This window comes from Dysgonomonas gadei ATCC BAA-286 (assembly GCF_000213555.1).
GTDB lineage: Bacteria > Bacteroidota > Bacteroidia > Bacteroidales > Dysgonomonadaceae > Dysgonomonas > Dysgonomonas gadei.
The window spans coordinates 25,293-43,009 of record NZ_GL891980.1; the positions used below are offsets into that span (position 1 = coordinate 25,293).

At 38.0% G+C, this 17,717-nt stretch carries 12 protein-coding genes; 8 read left to right on the forward strand and 4 right to left on the reverse strand.

Features of this window, described 5'->3' with window-relative positions:
- Nucleotides 1–238 precede the first annotated feature (238 nt).
- From HMPREF9455_RS03965 to HMPREF9455_RS03985, 5 genes are all read left to right on the forward strand, one after another.
- Nucleotides 239–682: a hypothetical protein gene (locus HMPREF9455_RS03965; RefSeq protein ID WP_006798313.1), complete on the forward strand. Its 444-nt coding sequence runs from the start codon at nt 239–241 to the stop codon at nt 680–682.
- A gap of 137 nt (nt 683–819) precedes the next feature.
- Nucleotides 820–1,008, forward strand: coding sequence for a hypothetical protein (locus HMPREF9455_RS03970; protein ID WP_006798314.1), 189 nt, complete (start codon nt 820–822; stop codon nt 1,006–1,008).
- 443 nt (nt 1,009–1,451) lie between these two features.
- On the forward strand, nt 1,452–1,697 hold the full coding sequence (locus tag HMPREF9455_RS03975) for a hypothetical protein (protein ID WP_006798315.1): 246 nt from the start codon (nt 1,452–1,454) through the stop codon (nt 1,695–1,697).
- Between the two features lie 38 nt (nt 1,698–1,735).
- Nucleotides 1,736–2,074: an RteC domain-containing protein gene (locus HMPREF9455_RS03980; protein WP_006798316.1), complete on the forward strand. Its 339-nt coding sequence runs from the start codon at nt 1,736–1,738 to the stop codon at nt 2,072–2,074.
- 120 nt (nt 2,075–2,194) lie between these two features.
- Nucleotides 2,195–2,515 (forward strand): helix-turn-helix domain-containing protein, encoded by a 321-nt coding sequence (locus HMPREF9455_RS03985; protein WP_006798317.1) that lies wholly within the window; start codon nt 2,195–2,197, stop codon nt 2,513–2,515.
- Between the two features lie 50 nt (nt 2,516–2,565).
- Here HMPREF9455_RS03985 and HMPREF9455_RS03990 read toward each other — a convergent pair whose 3' ends face one another.
- Together HMPREF9455_RS03990 and HMPREF9455_RS03995 are read right to left on the reverse strand one after the other, a co-directional pair.
- Nucleotides 2,566–8,232, reverse strand: coding sequence for an N-6 DNA methylase (locus HMPREF9455_RS03990; protein WP_006798318.1), 5,667 nt, complete (start codon nt 8,230–8,232; stop codon nt 2,566–2,568).
- Nucleotides 8,222–8,665 carry a DUF1896 family protein gene (locus HMPREF9455_RS03995; protein WP_006798319.1) on the reverse strand — a complete coding sequence of 148 codons (444 nt, stop codon included), beginning with the start codon at nt 8,663–8,665 and terminating at the stop codon, nt 8,222–8,224. Before HMPREF9455_RS03995 ends, HMPREF9455_RS03990 begins: the two co-directional genes overlap by 11 nt.
- Before the next feature lie 337 nt (nt 8,666–9,002).
- Here HMPREF9455_RS03995 and HMPREF9455_RS04000 point away from each other — a divergent pair, with 337 nt between their 5' ends.
- Nucleotides 9,003–9,653, forward strand: coding sequence for a GNAT family N-acetyltransferase (locus HMPREF9455_RS04000; RefSeq protein ID WP_006798320.1), 651 nt, complete (start codon nt 9,003–9,005; stop codon nt 9,651–9,653).
- A 1-nt stretch (nt 9,654) separates the two neighbouring features.
- Here the strand turns inward: HMPREF9455_RS04000 and HMPREF9455_RS04005 are convergent, their stop codons facing one another.
- Together HMPREF9455_RS04005 and HMPREF9455_RS04010 are read right to left on the reverse strand one after the other, a co-directional pair.
- Nucleotides 9,655–11,763, reverse strand: a complete 2,109-nt coding sequence (locus HMPREF9455_RS04005) for a type IA DNA topoisomerase (RefSeq protein ID WP_006798321.1) — start codon at nt 11,761–11,763, stop codon at nt 9,655–9,657.
- Between the two features lie 56 nt (nt 11,764–11,819).
- Nucleotides 11,820–13,379, reverse strand: coding sequence for a DUF3945 domain-containing protein (locus HMPREF9455_RS04010; RefSeq protein ID WP_006798322.1), 1,560 nt, complete (start codon nt 13,377–13,379; stop codon nt 11,820–11,822).
- Between the two features lie 311 nt (nt 13,380–13,690).
- Here HMPREF9455_RS04010 and HMPREF9455_RS04015 point away from each other — a divergent pair, with 311 nt between their 5' ends.
- The gene (locus HMPREF9455_RS04015) at nt 13,691–15,709 is read left to right on the forward strand and encodes an ATP-dependent nuclease (RefSeq protein WP_006798323.1); all 2,019 of its coding nucleotides are present in this window, start codon (nt 13,691–13,693) and stop codon (nt 15,707–15,709) included.
- A complete protein-coding gene (locus HMPREF9455_RS04020) occupies nt 15,706–17,694 on the forward strand; it encodes a UvrD-helicase domain-containing protein (RefSeq protein WP_006798324.1) in 1,989 nt (662 codons plus the stop codon). Before HMPREF9455_RS04015 ends, HMPREF9455_RS04020 begins: the two co-directional genes overlap by 4 nt.
- Nucleotides 17,695–17,717: the final 23 nt, after the last annotated feature.

Below are 17,717 nucleotides of genomic sequence, written 5' to 3' on the forward strand. Positions count from 1 at the left end.
AAAGTTTTTAAGAGAATGGAATAAGAAGAAGAAAGAATGAAAAAATAACTTAAATGATTAAAAAGTTTTCCAAAAGATATGATTGGGAGAAAATTGCAGGCATATTGATAATAATAAGTATCCTGATTATTCTATTAATTTCTTCTTTGTTTTCTACCTGCACAGGAAATTGAATGTACATATACGTAAAAGATATATAAAGGAGTATACAATATATAAAATTAAACATATCGAATACATGGAACGATACGCTAAGCGGATAATAAGAAACTTACAGAACCAGATAATTAAAGGGACTTATAACCCTAAGGAAGGTTTAGTTTACGGATTAAGTGATTCCCCTTTCGGAAATATTTATTGTATATATCGCTTGGAGAAAGATATACTGACAAGTTTTACACTTTTCGAACCTGAAGTATCCGACAAAGCAGAGAAAAAGATTTTGACCTATCTCGAAGGATTAAATAAAGAACCCGGAGGTGGATGTCTTTATATAGATAATATTTTATCCCGGATTATTTTTGCTGTGAATTATGAGATTTCCAGAGGTACTGATACTCCTGCATTTGACAGTTTCTGCACCTTGGGCTTCTATCGCTTCAAGAAGAATAGACAGATATTATACTGGATGATAACAGGGAATATGGCCAAGAACCTGGATGTGAAATTAAATTGGAAGTAATACATATAAAGAAAAAATAATATGAATAATTAGCCTCGGATTTCTCGCCAGTGAATATGATCTTATTGATTCTATTTTCATCGGACGTTATCTGTCAGCAAATATTAAAGATTCTTCTTTTTATAAAAATAAAAAAAATGAAAATAAGCGAATTAATAACAGAGTTACAGAAACAGCAGGATTTATGCGGAGACTATGAAATAAAAGTCCGTACTCATCATTCCGGGGTAAGATATAGTATTGATTACATAACGTATTGGACAAAAGAAAAGGAATATCATATTGGTATTGAAAGAAATGTGGAGCCAAGCCGCTCCTATAAATAAGCTATAAAAATAGATGTGCTAGTATCCTTTCTTTAACAGGCTAATGCCAGTCTCAGAGGATCTGGCTTGACAGTCTAATGAAATTTGAGAAGTTAAATATTATATCTATATCGTGTCAATAATTTCTCTTATTTCAATTAATACGACAAATAGGGAATTACATATTATTTTGAGAATGTTATTGATGACACACATAATTAAAATAGAGAGTCCTAAAATATGAGTAAGATTAAGATGTATGCAGTCGATACTCTGAACATGATAAGCCTATATAACAGTGATTGAAAACGGTTAGCCTAAAAGAAATAAGCAGATTAATAGCATGATATAGCACTTATAATTTTCAGAGAAATAAAGCAGTTGTCTAATAAGAAACAGAAAGCTGAGTAAATACGGTATTGCCACCTGTTTGCTTTTAATAATAACCTAAAAAAATGAGTGATATGAAAAGATTAATAAACACACAGTTATTATGCCTGCTGAAGAAGATGGATGGAACATTCAATCTTGGCAAATATGATATTGAATCAGCGTATGAAGACTTCGTACATAAAGTCACGACTCTTTGTACCTCAGAGAAAGAAAGTATTCCTGCTTATTTTACAATACATTATACCCGCTTAGAATTGGAAGGATTCCAGATGTCATTAAGCGATAAGGGGGCGGGAAAAAAAATGCTCCAATTCTAAGTTGCATAGCCCATAGTTTATCCTTCCTTAATGCTGCTTTGCAATGGATAGAGTATAATCCAAAACCTGTTTCTTCCGATACAAATAACACAACAGAGCCTTCTTCCTCCGGCTATTATATCTGGGGAGGGACAATCACAGATCTAATAGAACTGGCAATAGCTATTTATAACATTAAACTGATTCGTAAAGCATCCGGTAAACTAATCAGTTTTGCCGAAATCATACAAGGACTGAAACTTATCTTCAATATCAAAATACCTAAAAATATTTATAGTCGTAAAGCCCGTACAATGGAACGTAAAAAGAATTCGTCATCCTTGCTAGAACGATTGTTTGCCGTTTATAAGAATGAAGTAGACAAATTCTATAAGTAAAACACTAAGTTTAATAATCAATATGTTACAAACTAAATGGTGGTATCTGCGGTGGTAGATACCACTTTTATTGTTTTCGTTTCCGCTAAACTTGCAGAAGAAATTAAAACAAGCAAATAGATGAACGACGATAACAACCTAAAGGATTTCATGCAAAAGTGGTTTGAGCAATTCATGGGACGTTTTGACCGATTGGATAAATTTATGGATATAATGAGCGGACGACATAACGTACTGAACGGTGAACGACTTTTAGACAATCAAGACTTATGCCAAATGCTGAACGTAAGTAAACGCACCTTACAGCGTTACCGCTCGGCTGGAGAACTGACCTATATAACTATCCATCACAAGATATTTTACACAGAGAAAAACGTAGAGAAATTTATTCGTGATCATTTTAAAGATGGTACTGAAGAAGAAATGATAGAAAAGGAATAAATAAAAAGACCGTAGAATTATTTGAATTATTCTTCTACGGTCATCTTCTTTTAGAGTTTCATACCTCTTTTTTCTTCCTTTGGTGGCGGACTACTACCCACCGATGCAATAACGAACCTGTCTCTCATAACCTCTTTCACTCCTTGCAAAGTATTTGGCATAGGGGCATCTTGAATCGCTGTTGATTTTGAGCTATTCTGAGATTGAATCTGATTCTTCTCAGAAACATTTTCTTGTCCCTCACTTTGCTCGATGGGCTTCAATGATAACTCTATCTTACGCTCCAATGCAGTAAGTTCCGTTTTCAAATCTTTCAACTCGTTCTCTTTCGACCAAATACCTTCTACAACTTGCCTTAGAACGGGTACATCCTGCATCCGTTTATCGGTGTCTGTTTGGTACTTCTCCAAAAGTTTAGGCATACTGTCGAGTGCATTCAGAAAGTTCAGCGAAGCTGTTTTTGGGTCTGCTGCCAAACTTCCATAGTTGTAGTTATAGAGTATCTGCCCCTCACCACGTATAAAAAAACGGTTTTGTATCAGATCGAAACCATCTTTGTTCGTAGTTTCGGATTTTACCAATAAATCAAAACCATATAATGAACCGATTTTTTCGTGTGCCCCGTGTGTACGTGTTTTGTCTGCTATCTCGTTCAACTTCTTGCCAATGGCAACCGGATCGGTGGCTTGAAAACCATCCAATTTTACAGGATTGAGTCGCGAGCCATCAGAAGCAGTTTGCACCCTACTATTGAATGCTTCCACATCTTTGAAGATGCGATCAATATATCCTTTATTGGATTCTACGGTCTGCATGATGTTCTCTAATTTGTAGCGGCTCGATGATTTCCCCCGAACGAAAGCCTGCTTTTCACTATCCAAAGCGGCAATTTTCTTCTCAATCCTTGCTTTCTCCAACAATTCGGTGTTCCCTGATAGAATAGCTACATATTCAGAAAAATTCATGCCGCTTTTCTCATCCATGCTACCCTCGTCAATAGTTCGAGTCCCCAAATTGTTGTTTTTAAGCTGTTTGATAAATAACTGTTTGTTGTGCAATAAGCCAAATTTATAGGCATCGAGTGATTTTTCCACGGCATATATTTTCACATCTACCTTATTATCAGCATACAGTTTGGCTATTTCGTTGCCCTTTCGTATCGCTCGCCCGTCGCGTTGCTCCAGATCTGACGGACGCCACGGTGCGTCCAAATGATGAATGGCAACTGCTCGTTTTTGAGCGTTTACACCTGTTCCCAACATTTCGGTAGAACCGAACATGACACGGATTCTACCTTCGTTCATATCTTTTATCATAGCTTTACGTGCCCTCTCGCTGGTAGCTTCCTGAATAAATCTTACCTCGGATGCAGGGATGCCGTAATCTTCTACCAATTTGCGTTTAATCTCGGTGTAAGGACTCCATTGCCCCGGCTTATAGGTTCCCAAATCCGAGAATACAAACTGGGTCCCTTTCTGGGTATTGTATTTCTGGTAATAGTCCGCTATCGACGCGGCACAATGGCTGGCTTTGTTGTCTATATGGTCGCCGTATTTATCGGGATCTATCATCCGCATATCTAGTGACATCTTACGGGCATAATCGGTTGCTATCAGCATCTTTGCTTTTTCTTCTCGTTCCGATAATGGTGCACGTCCCAAAAGAGTGGCATTACCTGTTTTGGCGAACTCCATCAACTTACCGATAAACTCCTGCTGGTCGGGTGTGGGTGGTATATTGTGCAGAATCTCGTTCTTTTCGGGACGATCTATACCAATATCCTGTGCGGTACGATAGTCGGTAATTTCGGAATAGAAAGAAGCCAGTTCCGGCACTTTAATAAAATAGCGGAAACGTTCTTTCTGTACGATCTGATTGGTAACTGAGAACTCGTAATCTTTGGTTTTCTTGGCAAAGATAGCTGCCCAAGCATCAAAGGTGTTGATACCCTGCCTTTCCAATTCTTTGGGACGTAGGTATTTGAATAATAAATACAATTCTGTCAATGAATTGGAAATCGTTGTTCCCGATGAATAAGTAGCCCCTAAATCCTTTCCTGTGCGTTCCTGTATGGTACGCAGGGCAAAGAGCATATTGAGTGCCCGTTGCGAACCGTCAGTATTTCCCAAGCCTGCCACACGGTCATGGCGGGTGGTAAAAGTCAGATTTTTAAATTTGTGAGATTCATCTACGAACAAATGGTCTATACCGATCATCCGAAAATCCGACATATTATCCTTGCGGTTTTCGATCTGGTGAGCTACCCCTTCTAATTTAGCTTCAAGATTGGTTTTGCGTTTCTCACAACCTTTCAGCATCCCTCTCGATACCTCTTTCCCCTGTGAACGCAGCACTTCGAGATTTTCTTCCACGCTGTCGAGTTCTGCCTGTAAGATACCCCGCTGTATCTCCGGGGATTGTGGTATCATTCCGAACTGTTCATGTGTTAAAATCACCGCATCCCAATTGTTGTTTTTCATTTCGTTGAAAATCCGATTGCGGTTCTGTGGTGTAAAGTCTTCTTTGCCGGGATATAGCACCTTTGCATCAGGGTATGCCGTACAAAAGGTCTGAGCGATTTCATGGACATTGGCTTTCAGTCCTGTGATAAGTGGTTTGTTCACCAATCCGAGCCGCTTCATCTCCATTGCACCACAGCACATAATCAAGGTTTTACCGCCACCCACCTCATGGTCGATTATGCCACCACCATTCAATTTAAGCATCCAGATGGCATCTTTCTGGCTCTTGTATAAATCGGGAATACCTAAACCTTTCAGGTCTAGTCCGGGAAAAGTCTGGTGTGAACCGTCGTATTCAGGACGTACAAAGCAGTTGAACGTGCGGTTATAAATATCGGCAAGTCGGTCTTTAAATTCGGGCGTCTGCTCTCTGAGCCAATCCGAAAAGCCATTCCGCATTTCGTCTATCTTGGTGTTGGCAAGTTGAATTGCTTCTCCGTCCCGTACTTTCGTCTCCTTGCCATCTACTCTGACCGTTTTGGTAATATCGGGAGTGGTATCATGCAGTGCATGACGCATCAAGGCAATACCATCAAAGGTGCGGCTTTCTCCCTTGACAGCATACTGATCGCTAATCTTGGCATTTTTTGTATTGGAATTTATACTAAACTCATCGCGGCTTTGTGCATAATGGATATTGACGTCTGTTTCAAAGAGATGTGAAGCAAAAGCAGCATAGATGCCCGATGGTATCCAACGTTCACCGAAGTTAAAATCCAGATCGTCGAAAGCGATTGGCTTGGGTATAGCATCCTGTAAAGTGGTCAGTGATTCTTTAGCCGCTTCATGATTCGGGTTGCGGTCAATAAAATTCTGTACTTCGTCTGCTTTGGAAATAACATTACCCGCTACAAACTTGTCCGCTACTTCATAGCCTCTCACAAGAGGATTGAAGTAAATCTTGCCTTTCAGTTCGTCAAGTATTCCCTCTTGTGTATTAGCCGTTAGAGAAACCATGTAATCCAAATTGACCGCCCCGTACTTGTTGAGACTGGAGACAAGAGCTTCGTATGCATTATCTACTTTAGAAATCTCATCGGGATTAAAGGCTACGGGACGTTCGAAAATATCAGCCTTCATCGCTTTACCCTCCCGATAACGCTCCAAAGAGAGTATTTCCCGACCTGCGGTATCCATTTTGATAAGGTCGAGGTTCTTTGCATCGTTCAGATTTCCGAATTTTTGTGCAAAATCATCATATAGGCGATTGAGCATCTGCCGTAATGCAGGATTTTCTTTCAGTGTATCGGCTTCGTTGTTATACAGATGGTTATAGGTATCGCGTATCTCAATATAGAGCGATGCCCGTTTTTGTTGATTTGGTGGCAATTCCAAAGGATGAAACATGGGCTGGTGTCCGTCTATATCTCGCAGATAGCCGATGCGATTATCCACATCTGTTACTAATGAGCCATCCTTATAATGTTTGGGCAATCCGTTTTGGGGTATTGCCATCGGAATGGGTTTCAACCGTTCCGCCCTTTCCTTTTCCAACCGCTCCGCACGTTGTTCGGGAGTTTCGATAGGTTTGCTTGCTGTCGGGATTTTAGTTTGTACCTCCTTTTGCTGGATGGCTTTAGGCGGTAGTATAGGCATACGGCGACGGGAACGTTTGGGCTGTTTAATCTGCGAACGCTCTTCGGCTGAAAAACCAAACAAATCGTACAAAGTAACAATCGGCTGTTGCTGTATATCAGGCGGCGACACTTCCTTTTGTTCTATCACTTCTCCCGTGTTTATATTTACAAACAATCCACTGGCTTCATCCTTGATGATTGTATCTTTTTTCTCTGCTGTTGTCGGTACATTTTTCGCCTGTTCTTTTGGTTGATTAATACGTGATTCCATAACTTCTTTGATTTCCTGTTCGGAGAGTTCCGTCCATGCTTTGCGGTTTCTGGCTTCTGCAAAAGGATGGAAAAGGACTAAATCTTCTTCAATAGGTTCATAAGCCGATTTGGAACTTAGTTCTACCATATCCGAAACAGATATTTCCTGTATCGGAGCTACGATTGGTTGTTGTTCCTGTTTTTGCGGAGCATGAGATAAGTAGTGCTCCAGATCGAGATGTTTGGAAAAATCTTCATTCAGCATCCGATATAGTGTGGCAGCGATGGCTTCCGTTCCACCGGTATGAGTAAATTCCATTGCGGGTTTTCCATAAGGATCTGTACCGACTTTTACATCGGTCTGTATCACCCTGTCGAAGTCTTTGAACAGATTATTTACAGATATGCCGTTCGATAACTTGCGAGATTCGATAAAATCTTGCTGTCTTTGGGTTGGTAAAATATTTGCATTCTTGCGTTGCAGAATGATCAGATCACTTCCTACTTCTGTTCCTGCTTCTTCTGTAAACAAGTTATTGGGTAATCGGATAGCTGAAACTACCTGACAGGTATTCATCAGATATTCACGGATTGGTTTGTTCTGTTCCGAATTAAGTACGCCCTGCGAAGTGATAAAAGCTATCAAGCCACCTTCACGAGCAGCCATCACACTTTTGGTAAAAAAGTAATTGTGAATTGCCTTTGTCGATTGGCTGACTGCGGGTATCTCATGTTTGGAGAGCAAGGGGTCAAATACCGCTACATCCCCGAAAGGAATGTTAGAGGCTATAACATCATAATGCTGTGCATAACGACCTTCCATTTTCTCATAGCCTTCAATCCGTATTTTATCCTCTGGGTGGAGGTGCGAGAGAATCTTGCCCGTCAGCAGGTCTTTTTCAAATCCTGTTACTTCGGCATCGGGAACTGTTTCTTTGAACGATGCTATAAATGCTCCGGCTCCTGCACTGGGTTCAAGAAAACGTTGAGGTTTGATACCACTATTATTCAGAGCGAGTGCCAAGGCATCAATAATGGGCTTGGGTGTATAGAAAGCGGTCAGGACCGAATTTTTAAGCGAACTTACATAACGCTTATATTCGGCATCGTCTTTCGCTCCATCCCGTAACACTTGGTTCAATTCAGTTACCAGAGGGAACAAATCATGCTCCGAGGCTTTCCAATATTGTATATCTTCCTGTTTGGCGGCGGGATTCAACACGGCTTTTATCCCTCCGAAACCTGAATAGGCTGCCAGTTTTATTTTTTCATCATCGGTAGCCTGCCTTTTCTCTTTATCGAGTGCGAATGCAATGCGTATTGCCTCGATATTATCCCGAAGATGGACTTTCTTATTATAAGCCATTTTCGAGAAGTATTTGTATTTCGCCAGTCAGCTCCGTGTAAAACTGATTGTACTCAGGTGTATCGGCGAAATCATCAGACAAGGTGTATTTTTGAATCGTATCCGTAAGGCGTGGTAGTAGTTCCTTTGCTATACCTTCGGCTTGTGAGGGGTTGACTTCTTCGGAAAATTCTTCCCAAAGGATAGTTACAAGGGTTCGGAAAGTAGAGAAGTGTAAGTCTTCATAGAGGACTTGTGAAGATATTGCTTCTGCTTCGTCGTGGGTATGACCTTCTTTTATAGCTTGGCTGTAGCCTAAAGCTGCGGCATCGCCACGCACAGCAATAAATTCCTGGTCAGTGGCTTTGTCGGGGTGTGTATCAAGTAGATAAGATAATAGGGATAGTCGGAAATAGGACAGTTCTGTGACTGTCGTCTTTGGTTTTGTTGCCATATCATTGATTTTTTAGTGGGGGTCGCAGACCCTTTTGTTATTGCTTTTGTGAGTGTAGGCACATCAATTAGCTTAACTCTAATGACATATCACAAAGCACTTTCTTTAGCTCATAGTCTGAAAAGAAAAAAGGCATCCAGAGCTTAGCCCCGGATGCCACCACTAAAAAATCAATGTTAAACGACTATTCCGAATCGTAGAACAGAGACCTTTCAGTGGCAAATATAGTGAAATTATTATTTCAATGGTCGCTTCTTTCTTGGTGTCATTGCGTATCCAATCACTTATATTTAAATTTGTATGGTTAATTGAATCGTAATATCAATAAGCAATTGTCATGTCTTTACCTGATGTCCGAATAGATAAATTGAAAGAATCTGAATATGAAGAGGTCGCTGCTATTTTAGTAGATGCTTTTGAATCGAATCTGGCCTATGCTTCAATCTTTGTAAATAAGGATAGATTGCGAGACGGATTGTTCTGGTTATTCAAAACCAATCTATACCTGATAAACAAAAGACAATCTGTGACAAAAATCGTTAGAATGAAAAACTCAATGGAAATAATAGGAGTATTTAGCTTATTACCTCCCAGTGGAGTAAAATCTAAACTTCGCGATTATTTCAAGATCGGATTACCACGATTTATTATGAATTTTGGATTCTCTGCTTTACGCACAATGCTTAAGATGGATTCTCTCAATAAACAGCTTCTGACAAATGCTATCGGAACCAATGACTATTATTATTTGTCGATGGTTGCCGTAAAAGCGAACTATCAGGGCTCCGGAATAGGTTCTTATATCATTGACGATTGCTTACAGAAATTGAGATCTATAAATCGAATATGCCATATTGTTGGTTTAACAACCCAACTCCCGGAAAACGTCACTTTTTATACCCGCTTAGGATTCCAGAAATTGGATGAAGGTGAAATTCAACTGAAGAAGGGCTGTTATTACAACTATAATATGAAATTGGATCTATAATTTACTTCGAACGTTTCTTCTTGTGACCTTCTTTGCGTGGTGGAAACTCAAAAACCGTTTTGTAGTCCGCATCAAATTTTACGATGGCATCAAAGGTACTTCCGGTCTTAGAACTTACGAACCCTTTTATCAGTACAGTCTTGCCATTCATCAAAAGATCATTGAGTTGTCCCTCCGTCAGTTCTTTCTTAGCAATGGTTTTAAATACGGTCAGTCCGCAATTTTCATCCTTACATTTTACCACTTTGGGATAAAATACCACCTGTCCGTTTTTACACTTAGGACAAGAACAAGTATTGTGATTATCCGTGCGTTCGATGACTGTAGAAAGCAGTTCCGTAGTTATCTGCGAGGCATAGATTTCTATTCCTTTGTGGAAGGTAGTCGCATCCATCTCTCCCGAAGCTATTTTGTTTAAGGATTCCTCCCATTGTCCTGTCATAGCTACGTCGGCTATCTTCTTGTCCTTGACCGCCAGATAGACTATTAATCCTTTGTTGGTCGGAACAAGAGATTTTTTCTCACGGACGATATATTCCCGAGAAAACAGAGTTTCGATAATGGATGCACGGGTGGCAGGTGTTCCGATACCGCACTCCTTCATTGCCTCTCGCTGTTGTTCATCCTCCACCTCTTTGCCTGCGGACTCCATCGAACTAAGCAAACTTGCCTCCGTATGTAATGGACGCGGTTTGGTCTGCTTCTCCTGAATCTCGCAATCACGGATAGGCAAGCTGTCGCCTTCCAAAAGGACGGGCAAAGCAACAGAGTCGTACTCATCGTTTGGCTCGTCTTTAGCATCAAATACCGCCCTCCAGCCGGGGACGAGTGTAACGCTCCCTTTGCAGGAAAAGTGTACGCCATCGGCATCGAGTGATACGGTGGTGTTCTCTTTGATGCAAGGTTCGCCAAAGGCTTCGAGCATGCGTCCGGCAACCATATCGTAGATAAGTTGTTCGTCTTTGGCTAAATTGCCTGCCGGTTCTTCCGTGATAATCAGTGCATGATGATCGGTCACTTTAGCATCATTAACCGAACGAGTATTGAGTTTGGCATCAAATCGTCCATCAATATAAGGCCTAAAAAGTGAGTGTGAACGAAGTGTTGCTATCAGGTGCGGTATTTCCTCCAGCACATCCTCGGAAATATAACGGCTTCCTGTTCGGGGATAGGAGATTTTCTTTGCCTCATACAAGCTTTGAGCTATCGTCAGCGTTTTATCTGCCGAAAATCCATGCTTGCTATTAGCTTCCTTTTGAAGTGAGGTGAGATCGTACAGCAATGGTGGTTCATGTTTGACTTCCTTTCGTTCTACTGCTGTAACGGGTATCTTTCCTGTGGCTTTTACCTTTGCTGTAATCTCTTCAGCCTGACTTTTGGTATCAAATTTATCTACCGAATGAGTCCAAAACGATGTTGCTTCTTTTTCTGTCTGCAATTTCAAACGAAAATAGGTCTGTGGCTTGAAATCTTTATTTTCCAGATACCTACTGCAAATAATCGCCAGTGTCGGAGTTTGTACTCTACCAAGTGACCAAACACCGTATCCTGCCGAGATAGAAAGAGCCTGACTGCTATTGATCCCTACGAGCCAGTCAGCGGTACTGCGGGCTTTGGCGGAAGCATACAGATTGTCGTAGTCTGCTCCGGGACGAAGCGTTTTAAAGCCGTCTTTGATAGCACGGTCGGTAAGAGAACTGATCCAAAGTCTTTCGAACGGAAGGCTGCATCCTATATATTCGTATATATGACGGAATATGAGTTCCCCTTCTCGTCCGGCATCGGTTGCCACAATTATAGATTCCCCACGATGGAATAACTCGCGGATAACCTTTAGTTGTTTCATCACACCGGGATCGTTTTTGTACTGCTTACCCTCTTTGACTTGTCGGGGCAATAGTTTAAATTCTGGTAAAAGTATTGGCAGGTTCTCTTTCTGAAAGCCTGTAATACCATAATGCTCCGGCATGGCAAGTTCTACCAGATGCCCGAAAGCCCACGTAACGGCATATCCGTTGCCTTCTATATAGCCTTCTCTTTTATTGTTTGCTCCGACTATGGCTGCTATACTTTTAGCCACAGAAGGTTTTTCTGCTATTATTATTTTCATTGTAACATTGATTTTTTAGTGGTTGGGGTCGCAGACCCTTTTATTATTTTATATTTCTACATTTTTCGCCCTTTGCTTTTCTTGGGAGCAGCAGGAGATTGTTTTTGTTCCTGTTGCTGCTCCTTCTTTTCGACTTGCTTGGCGGTGGGCTGTATCTGACCTTGCTTTAGCGGCTCTTTGGAATATTTGGTTGCCTCGTTGGTCTTGCCCTCATTATTGACAGCCACTTGTGTCTTACTTTCGGCAACAGGAGTCACTTTCTGAGAATCCTTAGCAGCTTGCTTGGCTTCGATGGCTCGTACCTGATCGGGATGCTTAGAGGTATGACGAATTTTATCTCTGTTTTCGTCAACCCATACCCATGCATTGTACTTCTGTCCTTTCTGGTCGGTAGCCTCTACTTTCTGGGTACCTGAAGCATCAGCTTGTTGTTGTTTCGGACGGGATTGCATACCTTCAACAAAGATTGGTTCTTTGTTACACAGCTTGGTAAATTCTTCTTTACTAAGCTGTACGCCACCTTGCTTAGAATAAATCCATACCTCATCAACTTTACGGGCTTTGGGCAATGGCTTTTCCTGTGTTTGCCCTTCACTCTGTTTGGCTTGTCGCTGTTCCTTGTGCTGTTGTCGTTGCTCGTCGCTGAACTTAAAATCAAAGTTCTTATTGACGGCATTGAACTGTACAAAACGGTCGATTTTTTGTGGTTCTTCTCCCGGTTTGACCTTTTTATCCATGCCCTCAACCCATACAGCTTTACCTTCTCTCAATCCTTGTTGTTGTTCGGGAGAGAGTGGAGCATTTTTTAAGGTTTGTGGAATATTGATCTCAGAGAGGGGTACGGCTTCGAGTCGATTCGTTATTTTGTCAAGAGATACAAGCGAGGGGATTTTATTACCTCCGCCTACAGGTTCAAGTTCGTAGACACGTGCCCCGTGCCCTGTCTTTTGGAGTTGCTCTTTGTCCTGTTCGGAAAAGACTATTCCCATAAATGGTTTATCAAAATCGGGTTGTTCCTGCTTGGGATGGGTTACTAGCTTGATGCTTCCATCCTCCTGTGGCTCTAATGATAAACGAGCTTGCATCGGAAACTCATTGCCATCAACGGTAGGTTTAATATCAACCAAACCGGGAGACTTATGTCCGTAAACCATTGCTTTGAGGGCATCCTGCAATTTGTCACCTGAAAGTCCTAACTTCTCAGTCTCTTTCCAATTGAGTTTATTGAGATCTAAAGGCTGAAACTTACCTGTTAGCTCAATATGTACCTTTACCTTACCATCAAATTTAAGGCGATACGGATCGAGTGCTTTGTCTGTGTGGTCGATACGGATAAGTTTGTCGAGAAAGGCAGCTATTTTATCTACGGCTGACATCCCGACGGCATATACACCCGTATGTGACGGGTGATTGAACTGTGCCGACATCTTCTTGAAGAAATTTTCCAGAAAGTTGCTGTTGGTATCAACTTTCAAAAACTGGTCGGCATTCGCTTTGGTGGGTTCAACGGTTTTGAGTTTACCGTCCTGCTCCCCTGTGATGACTTTGAGTTTGCCATCTTCGCCTTGTGTCAATAAGACTTTAGGCTCTTCGGATTTTACTTTGTTTTGATCCATAATAAATTGATGTTTTTATTCTGCATTACTATTAATGCAGAGCGAAAATACATCTTGCTAATGGATTGATTGCAAGGTTTTAAAGAGGTGGATGCTTGTGTCTGCGGTTGTCTAGGAATTATAGATAATCGGGGTGTATTTACCTCCCTATTTGAGTATCCTATCTCGGTATCCTAAATGAGAGACTGAAGATATTTTCAGTAGTAAAAAAAAATAATTTTTCATCCAATATAATAGGATGAGAACATACATTAACAAACTAAATAAGTGTATATTTACAGAAGCTATGAAGTATTCTAATCTATGATTCTATGTACATAAAAACAATTTCAGTTAAAAATTTCAGATTACTACAAGATTCGACTTTACAACTGGATCAAGACAAAAAACAAGATTTGTCATTATTGATAGGTAAAAATAATAGCGGTAAAACGTCATTTATTGTATTATTCGATAAATTTCTTAGACCCGAACACTACAAATTCAATTTTAATGATTTCCCTATTTCATTGAGGAATGACATCTTGAACACTGGTACAGAAATTGATTTAAGTCATTGTTCAATACAAATGGTATTAGAAATTATATATTCAGAGGAAGATAATCTGGAAAATCTTTCTGAATTTATTTTAGACTTAAATCCTGATGAACATATTGTGAAATTACTATTTAAGTGTGATATTAATCGAAGCAAATTGGAGTCTGATTTATCGAAAATTGAAGACGAAAAATATAAGAGAAAGCATATAGAAAAGAGTCTAACGGATTATCTCGAAACAAAAATATACACTTTTAGTAAAGATGATGATTTAAGCGAAGACAAAAATAATCAAATGATTGAAAAATCTATTTCAGATGTCAGGAAAGTAATTAATTTCCAAGTAATTCATGCAAAGAGAAATGTTTCAAGTTCAGAACATCAAGGAAGTGGCAAAACCGCGTTATCAGAATTAACTACAAATTATTTTAATAAAGAGAATCTCTTCTCTCAAGATGCTTTCGGTAGTATAAATGATACTATTTTTAAGATGGATGAAGAATTAAATAAGCAATATGAAGTTCATTTTAAGGATTATTTTACCAATGTAAGGCAGTTTGTTGATGAAGGAACAGGGCAGTTAAACGTGATATCAGATTTAGAATCTAAGCAAATCTTATCTAATTATTCCAAAGTAGTATATGGTAGCTCTGATACATATTTGCCTGAAACACTAAATGGTTTAGGACATTTGAATATTCTGTTTTTATTGTTGCAAATCGAAATAAAAAAGAGATTCTTTGAACAAGAAAAGAAAGATATTAATCTACTGTTTATTGAAGAGCCAGAAGCTCATACACACCCTCAAATGCAGTATGTATTTGCGAAAAAAATAAAGGATATATTAAAAACGATTCAAAATCTTCAGGGATTTATAACAACTCATTCTGCTCACATCGTTTCTCAGTGCGAATTTGAAGATATAAGGTACTTTAAGTTAGATAAGAGTAATGTTATTATTAAGAATTTCTATAAGGAGTTAGAAGTTAAATATACATCAGAGCCTGAATATTTTCAATTTTTAAAACAGTATTTAACTCTATATTCATCAGAATTATTTTTTGCGGAAAAAATAATTTTTATTGAAGGAGTTTCAGAAAAACTATTGCTGCCTTACTTTATTAAGAAATACGATCAATCAAGGGATAGTGAATCTGACTATATCCCCTTAACTTCTCAAAACATATCGTTTATTGAAGCTGGCGCTAATGCAAGGGTGTTCTGTCATTTTTTGAACTTCTTAGATATTAAGACTTTAATATTTACAGATTTAGATGGGTGCAAAATAGGAATATCAGATACTAAAAAGAAATATTGGGGAGGATGTTCTACGGAAGAAGCCATTAATACAACCAATGTTACGATCAAATATTATCTGAATGCTCCAGAACTTCCCAAAATTGAAGAACGTGAAACTAAAACTAATGAACTAAAATTGTTTGATGATTGGTTTAAAAATATAAAGGAAAATAGCGTAGCGTCAATTACCCCCAATATTAAAATCTCGTACCAAGTAAAAGAAAACGAGTATCACGCAAGAAGTTTTGAAGATGCATTTTTAAGTGTTAATTTGAATACTATAAATAGCAACAAAAAAGATATAAATGGCTTAAAAAATAAATCTGAGATTAAAACTGAAAGAACAGATTTTTTTGATTTGACTAAAGCAATTTTAAAGTCTGATGGAAAATCAGACTTTGCCTCTTCAATTCTATACTTAGCATTGACAAAAGATGTCGAGTGGAATATACCTAAATATATTGTAGATGGATTAAAGTGGATTTCAGAATGAGTAATACAGCGTTAGACAAAATAAGAGAGATTATTGATAATAATCAGAATCCAAAAAAAGAATTTAAGAATTTTGTTTTACAAGGGGGAGCTGGTAGTGGTAAGACAGAATCACTTAAAGAGGTAATATCGTATATAGCGGAGAAATACCCTAAAAAGAAAATAGTTTGTATAACACATACAAATGTTGCTGTTGATGAAATTATTGCTCGTGTTGGAAATAAGTATGAAATTTCTACAATTCACTCATTTCTAAATTCTCTGATAAAAGATTATAAAAAGAATTTGAAGGAGATTATACATCATATATTTTGTATTTCAGACGTAACTGAATTGACTCATTCTGAATATAAAAAGGTTTATGAAAAGTATTCTGCGAAACTATTTCTCTTGAAAGAAGAAAACTGCGATAAAGTAATAGGAAAAAGAGAGTACGATATATCTCCATCTATTTACAATGCACAACTAAATGAAAAAATAGCTATTCTCAATGAGAATATAAAGGAGATTATTTCGTCAAAAGACCATAATTTGATTGCATATAATGAAACAAGATTCGATTCTTTTAATGAACTAACGTTTTCCCACGATTCATTACTTTTATTGTCTTACAAATTATGTGAACGATTCAAACTATTACCAAAAATAATCAGTGATAAATATGATTTTATTTTGATTGATGAGTATCAGGATACAAATGAGGATATTATCAATCTATTTTTAAATTTACTGCCAAAAAATAAGAAAACCACCATTGGATTATTTGGAGATTCAATGCAAGGCATATATGATGATGGTATTGGGGATGTAGAAAAATATATTGAAGAAAAAACAATAACAAGAATTGATAAAGAGGATAATTATAGATGTTCCGAAGAAGTGATTCGTTTCATTAATAACATTAGAACTGATGGCATTGAACAAAAATTGGCTCTAAAAAAAGATGAAAATTTAGATGCCCGAAAGGGATTTGCTAAATTATTCTACAAGAAAGTTGACAAAAAGCCTAACATATTCAGTTCTGTTGAGGACAAGCAACTGTATTTAGAAAAACTAAATAGCACTATAAAAGCAATAAAAAAAGACATAGTTCCTGAATGTAAAATTCTTATGTTGACAAATAAGTCAATTTCAAGCGAGATAGGATTTTCAAACTTATATAATATATTTAGTGAAAGATATTCTGAAGTCAAAGAAGAGATTGAGAAAGAATTGGATAGAATACAAATAAGTACTATTGTTGAATTATGTCGATTATATCAAATCAAACAATACAATTCAATTCTTGTCTATTTAAAGCGTAATGGTTTCCAAATCAAAACACTAAAAGATAAAAAAACAATAATCAGTCATTTTGATTATCTGCTGTCTACCAAACATAACCTGCAACAAGTTTTAGATTACTCTTTTGAGAATAAGATACTAAAAAAGTCTGAGCGGTTTAACAACTACCTTTTGCGGAGAAGTGATTTTCTTGAAAATTACAATAAAAATCAATCATATAAAGATTTAGAATCGTTATATCTTAGTGGAAGTAACACAAAGGTTCGGCTAAAGAAAAATCATAATATAGAAATTTCAGATGAAGAATTTTCAACATTTGAGAGAGCTCTGAAAAAGAAAACATTTTATATTGATTTATTTTCCGACAAAATAAAGTTTGATGAAGTCCTTAATTACTATAAATATCTAAATGAAGAAACTGGCTATATCACAATGCATAAAACTAAAGGTTCCGGAATAGAGAATGTTATTGTTGTATTAGATGAATTTTTTTGGAGTAAATACAATTTCAAAAGTATATACGACGAAAGTGTAGATTTGGAAAAACGGAGTAAAAATCAAAAACTTTTTTATGTTGCTTGTTCTCGTACAATTAAACATTTGACAATAATCAGATTAATTGAAGATGATGAAGAAGAAGCGATGTTAAAAACATATTTTAAAAACATCGAGTTGGAATTGTTGCCTGCCGCATCCTCTTGAAAAGATAAGCAAAAAGAAGCAAT

Bases quoted from the DNA above. Each gene is read 5' to 3' on its own strand.
- HMPREF9455_RS04005 (WP_006798321.1), bottom strand. From the start codon at position 11,763: ATGAAAATAATAATAGCAGAAAAACCTTCTGTGGCTAAAAGTATAGCA.
- HMPREF9455_RS04000 (WP_006798320.1), top strand. From the start codon at position 9,003: ATGTCTTTACCTGATGTCCGAATAGATAAATTGAAAGAATCTGAATAT.
- HMPREF9455_RS03995 (WP_006798319.1), bottom strand. From the start codon at position 8,665: ATGGCAACAAAACCAAAGACGACAGTCACAGAACTGTCCTATTTCCGA.
- HMPREF9455_RS03970 (WP_006798314.1), top strand. From the start codon at position 820: ATGAAAATAAGCGAATTAATAACAGAGTTACAGAAACAGCAGGATTTA.
- HMPREF9455_RS04020 (WP_006798324.1), top strand. From the start codon at position 15,706: ATGAGTAATACAGCGTTAGACAAAATAAGAGAGATTATTGATAATAAT.
- HMPREF9455_RS03985 (WP_006798317.1), top strand. From the start codon at position 2,195: ATGAACGACGATAACAACCTAAAGGATTTCATGCAAAAGTGGTTTGAG.
- HMPREF9455_RS03965 (WP_006798313.1), top strand. From the start codon at position 239: ATGGAACGATACGCTAAGCGGATAATAAGAAACTTACAGAACCAGATA.
- HMPREF9455_RS04010 (WP_006798322.1), bottom strand. From the start codon at position 13,379: ATGGATCAAAACAAAGTAAAATCCGAAGAGCCTAAAGTCTTATTGACA.
- HMPREF9455_RS03975 (WP_006798315.1), top strand. From the start codon at position 1,452: ATGAAAAGATTAATAAACACACAGTTATTATGCCTGCTGAAGAAGATG.
- HMPREF9455_RS03990 (WP_006798318.1), bottom strand. From the start codon at position 8,232: ATGGCTTATAATAAGAAAGTCCATCTTCGGGATAATATCGAGGCAATA.
- HMPREF9455_RS04015 (WP_006798323.1), top strand. From the start codon at position 13,691: ATGTACATAAAAACAATTTCAGTTAAAAATTTCAGATTACTACAAGAT.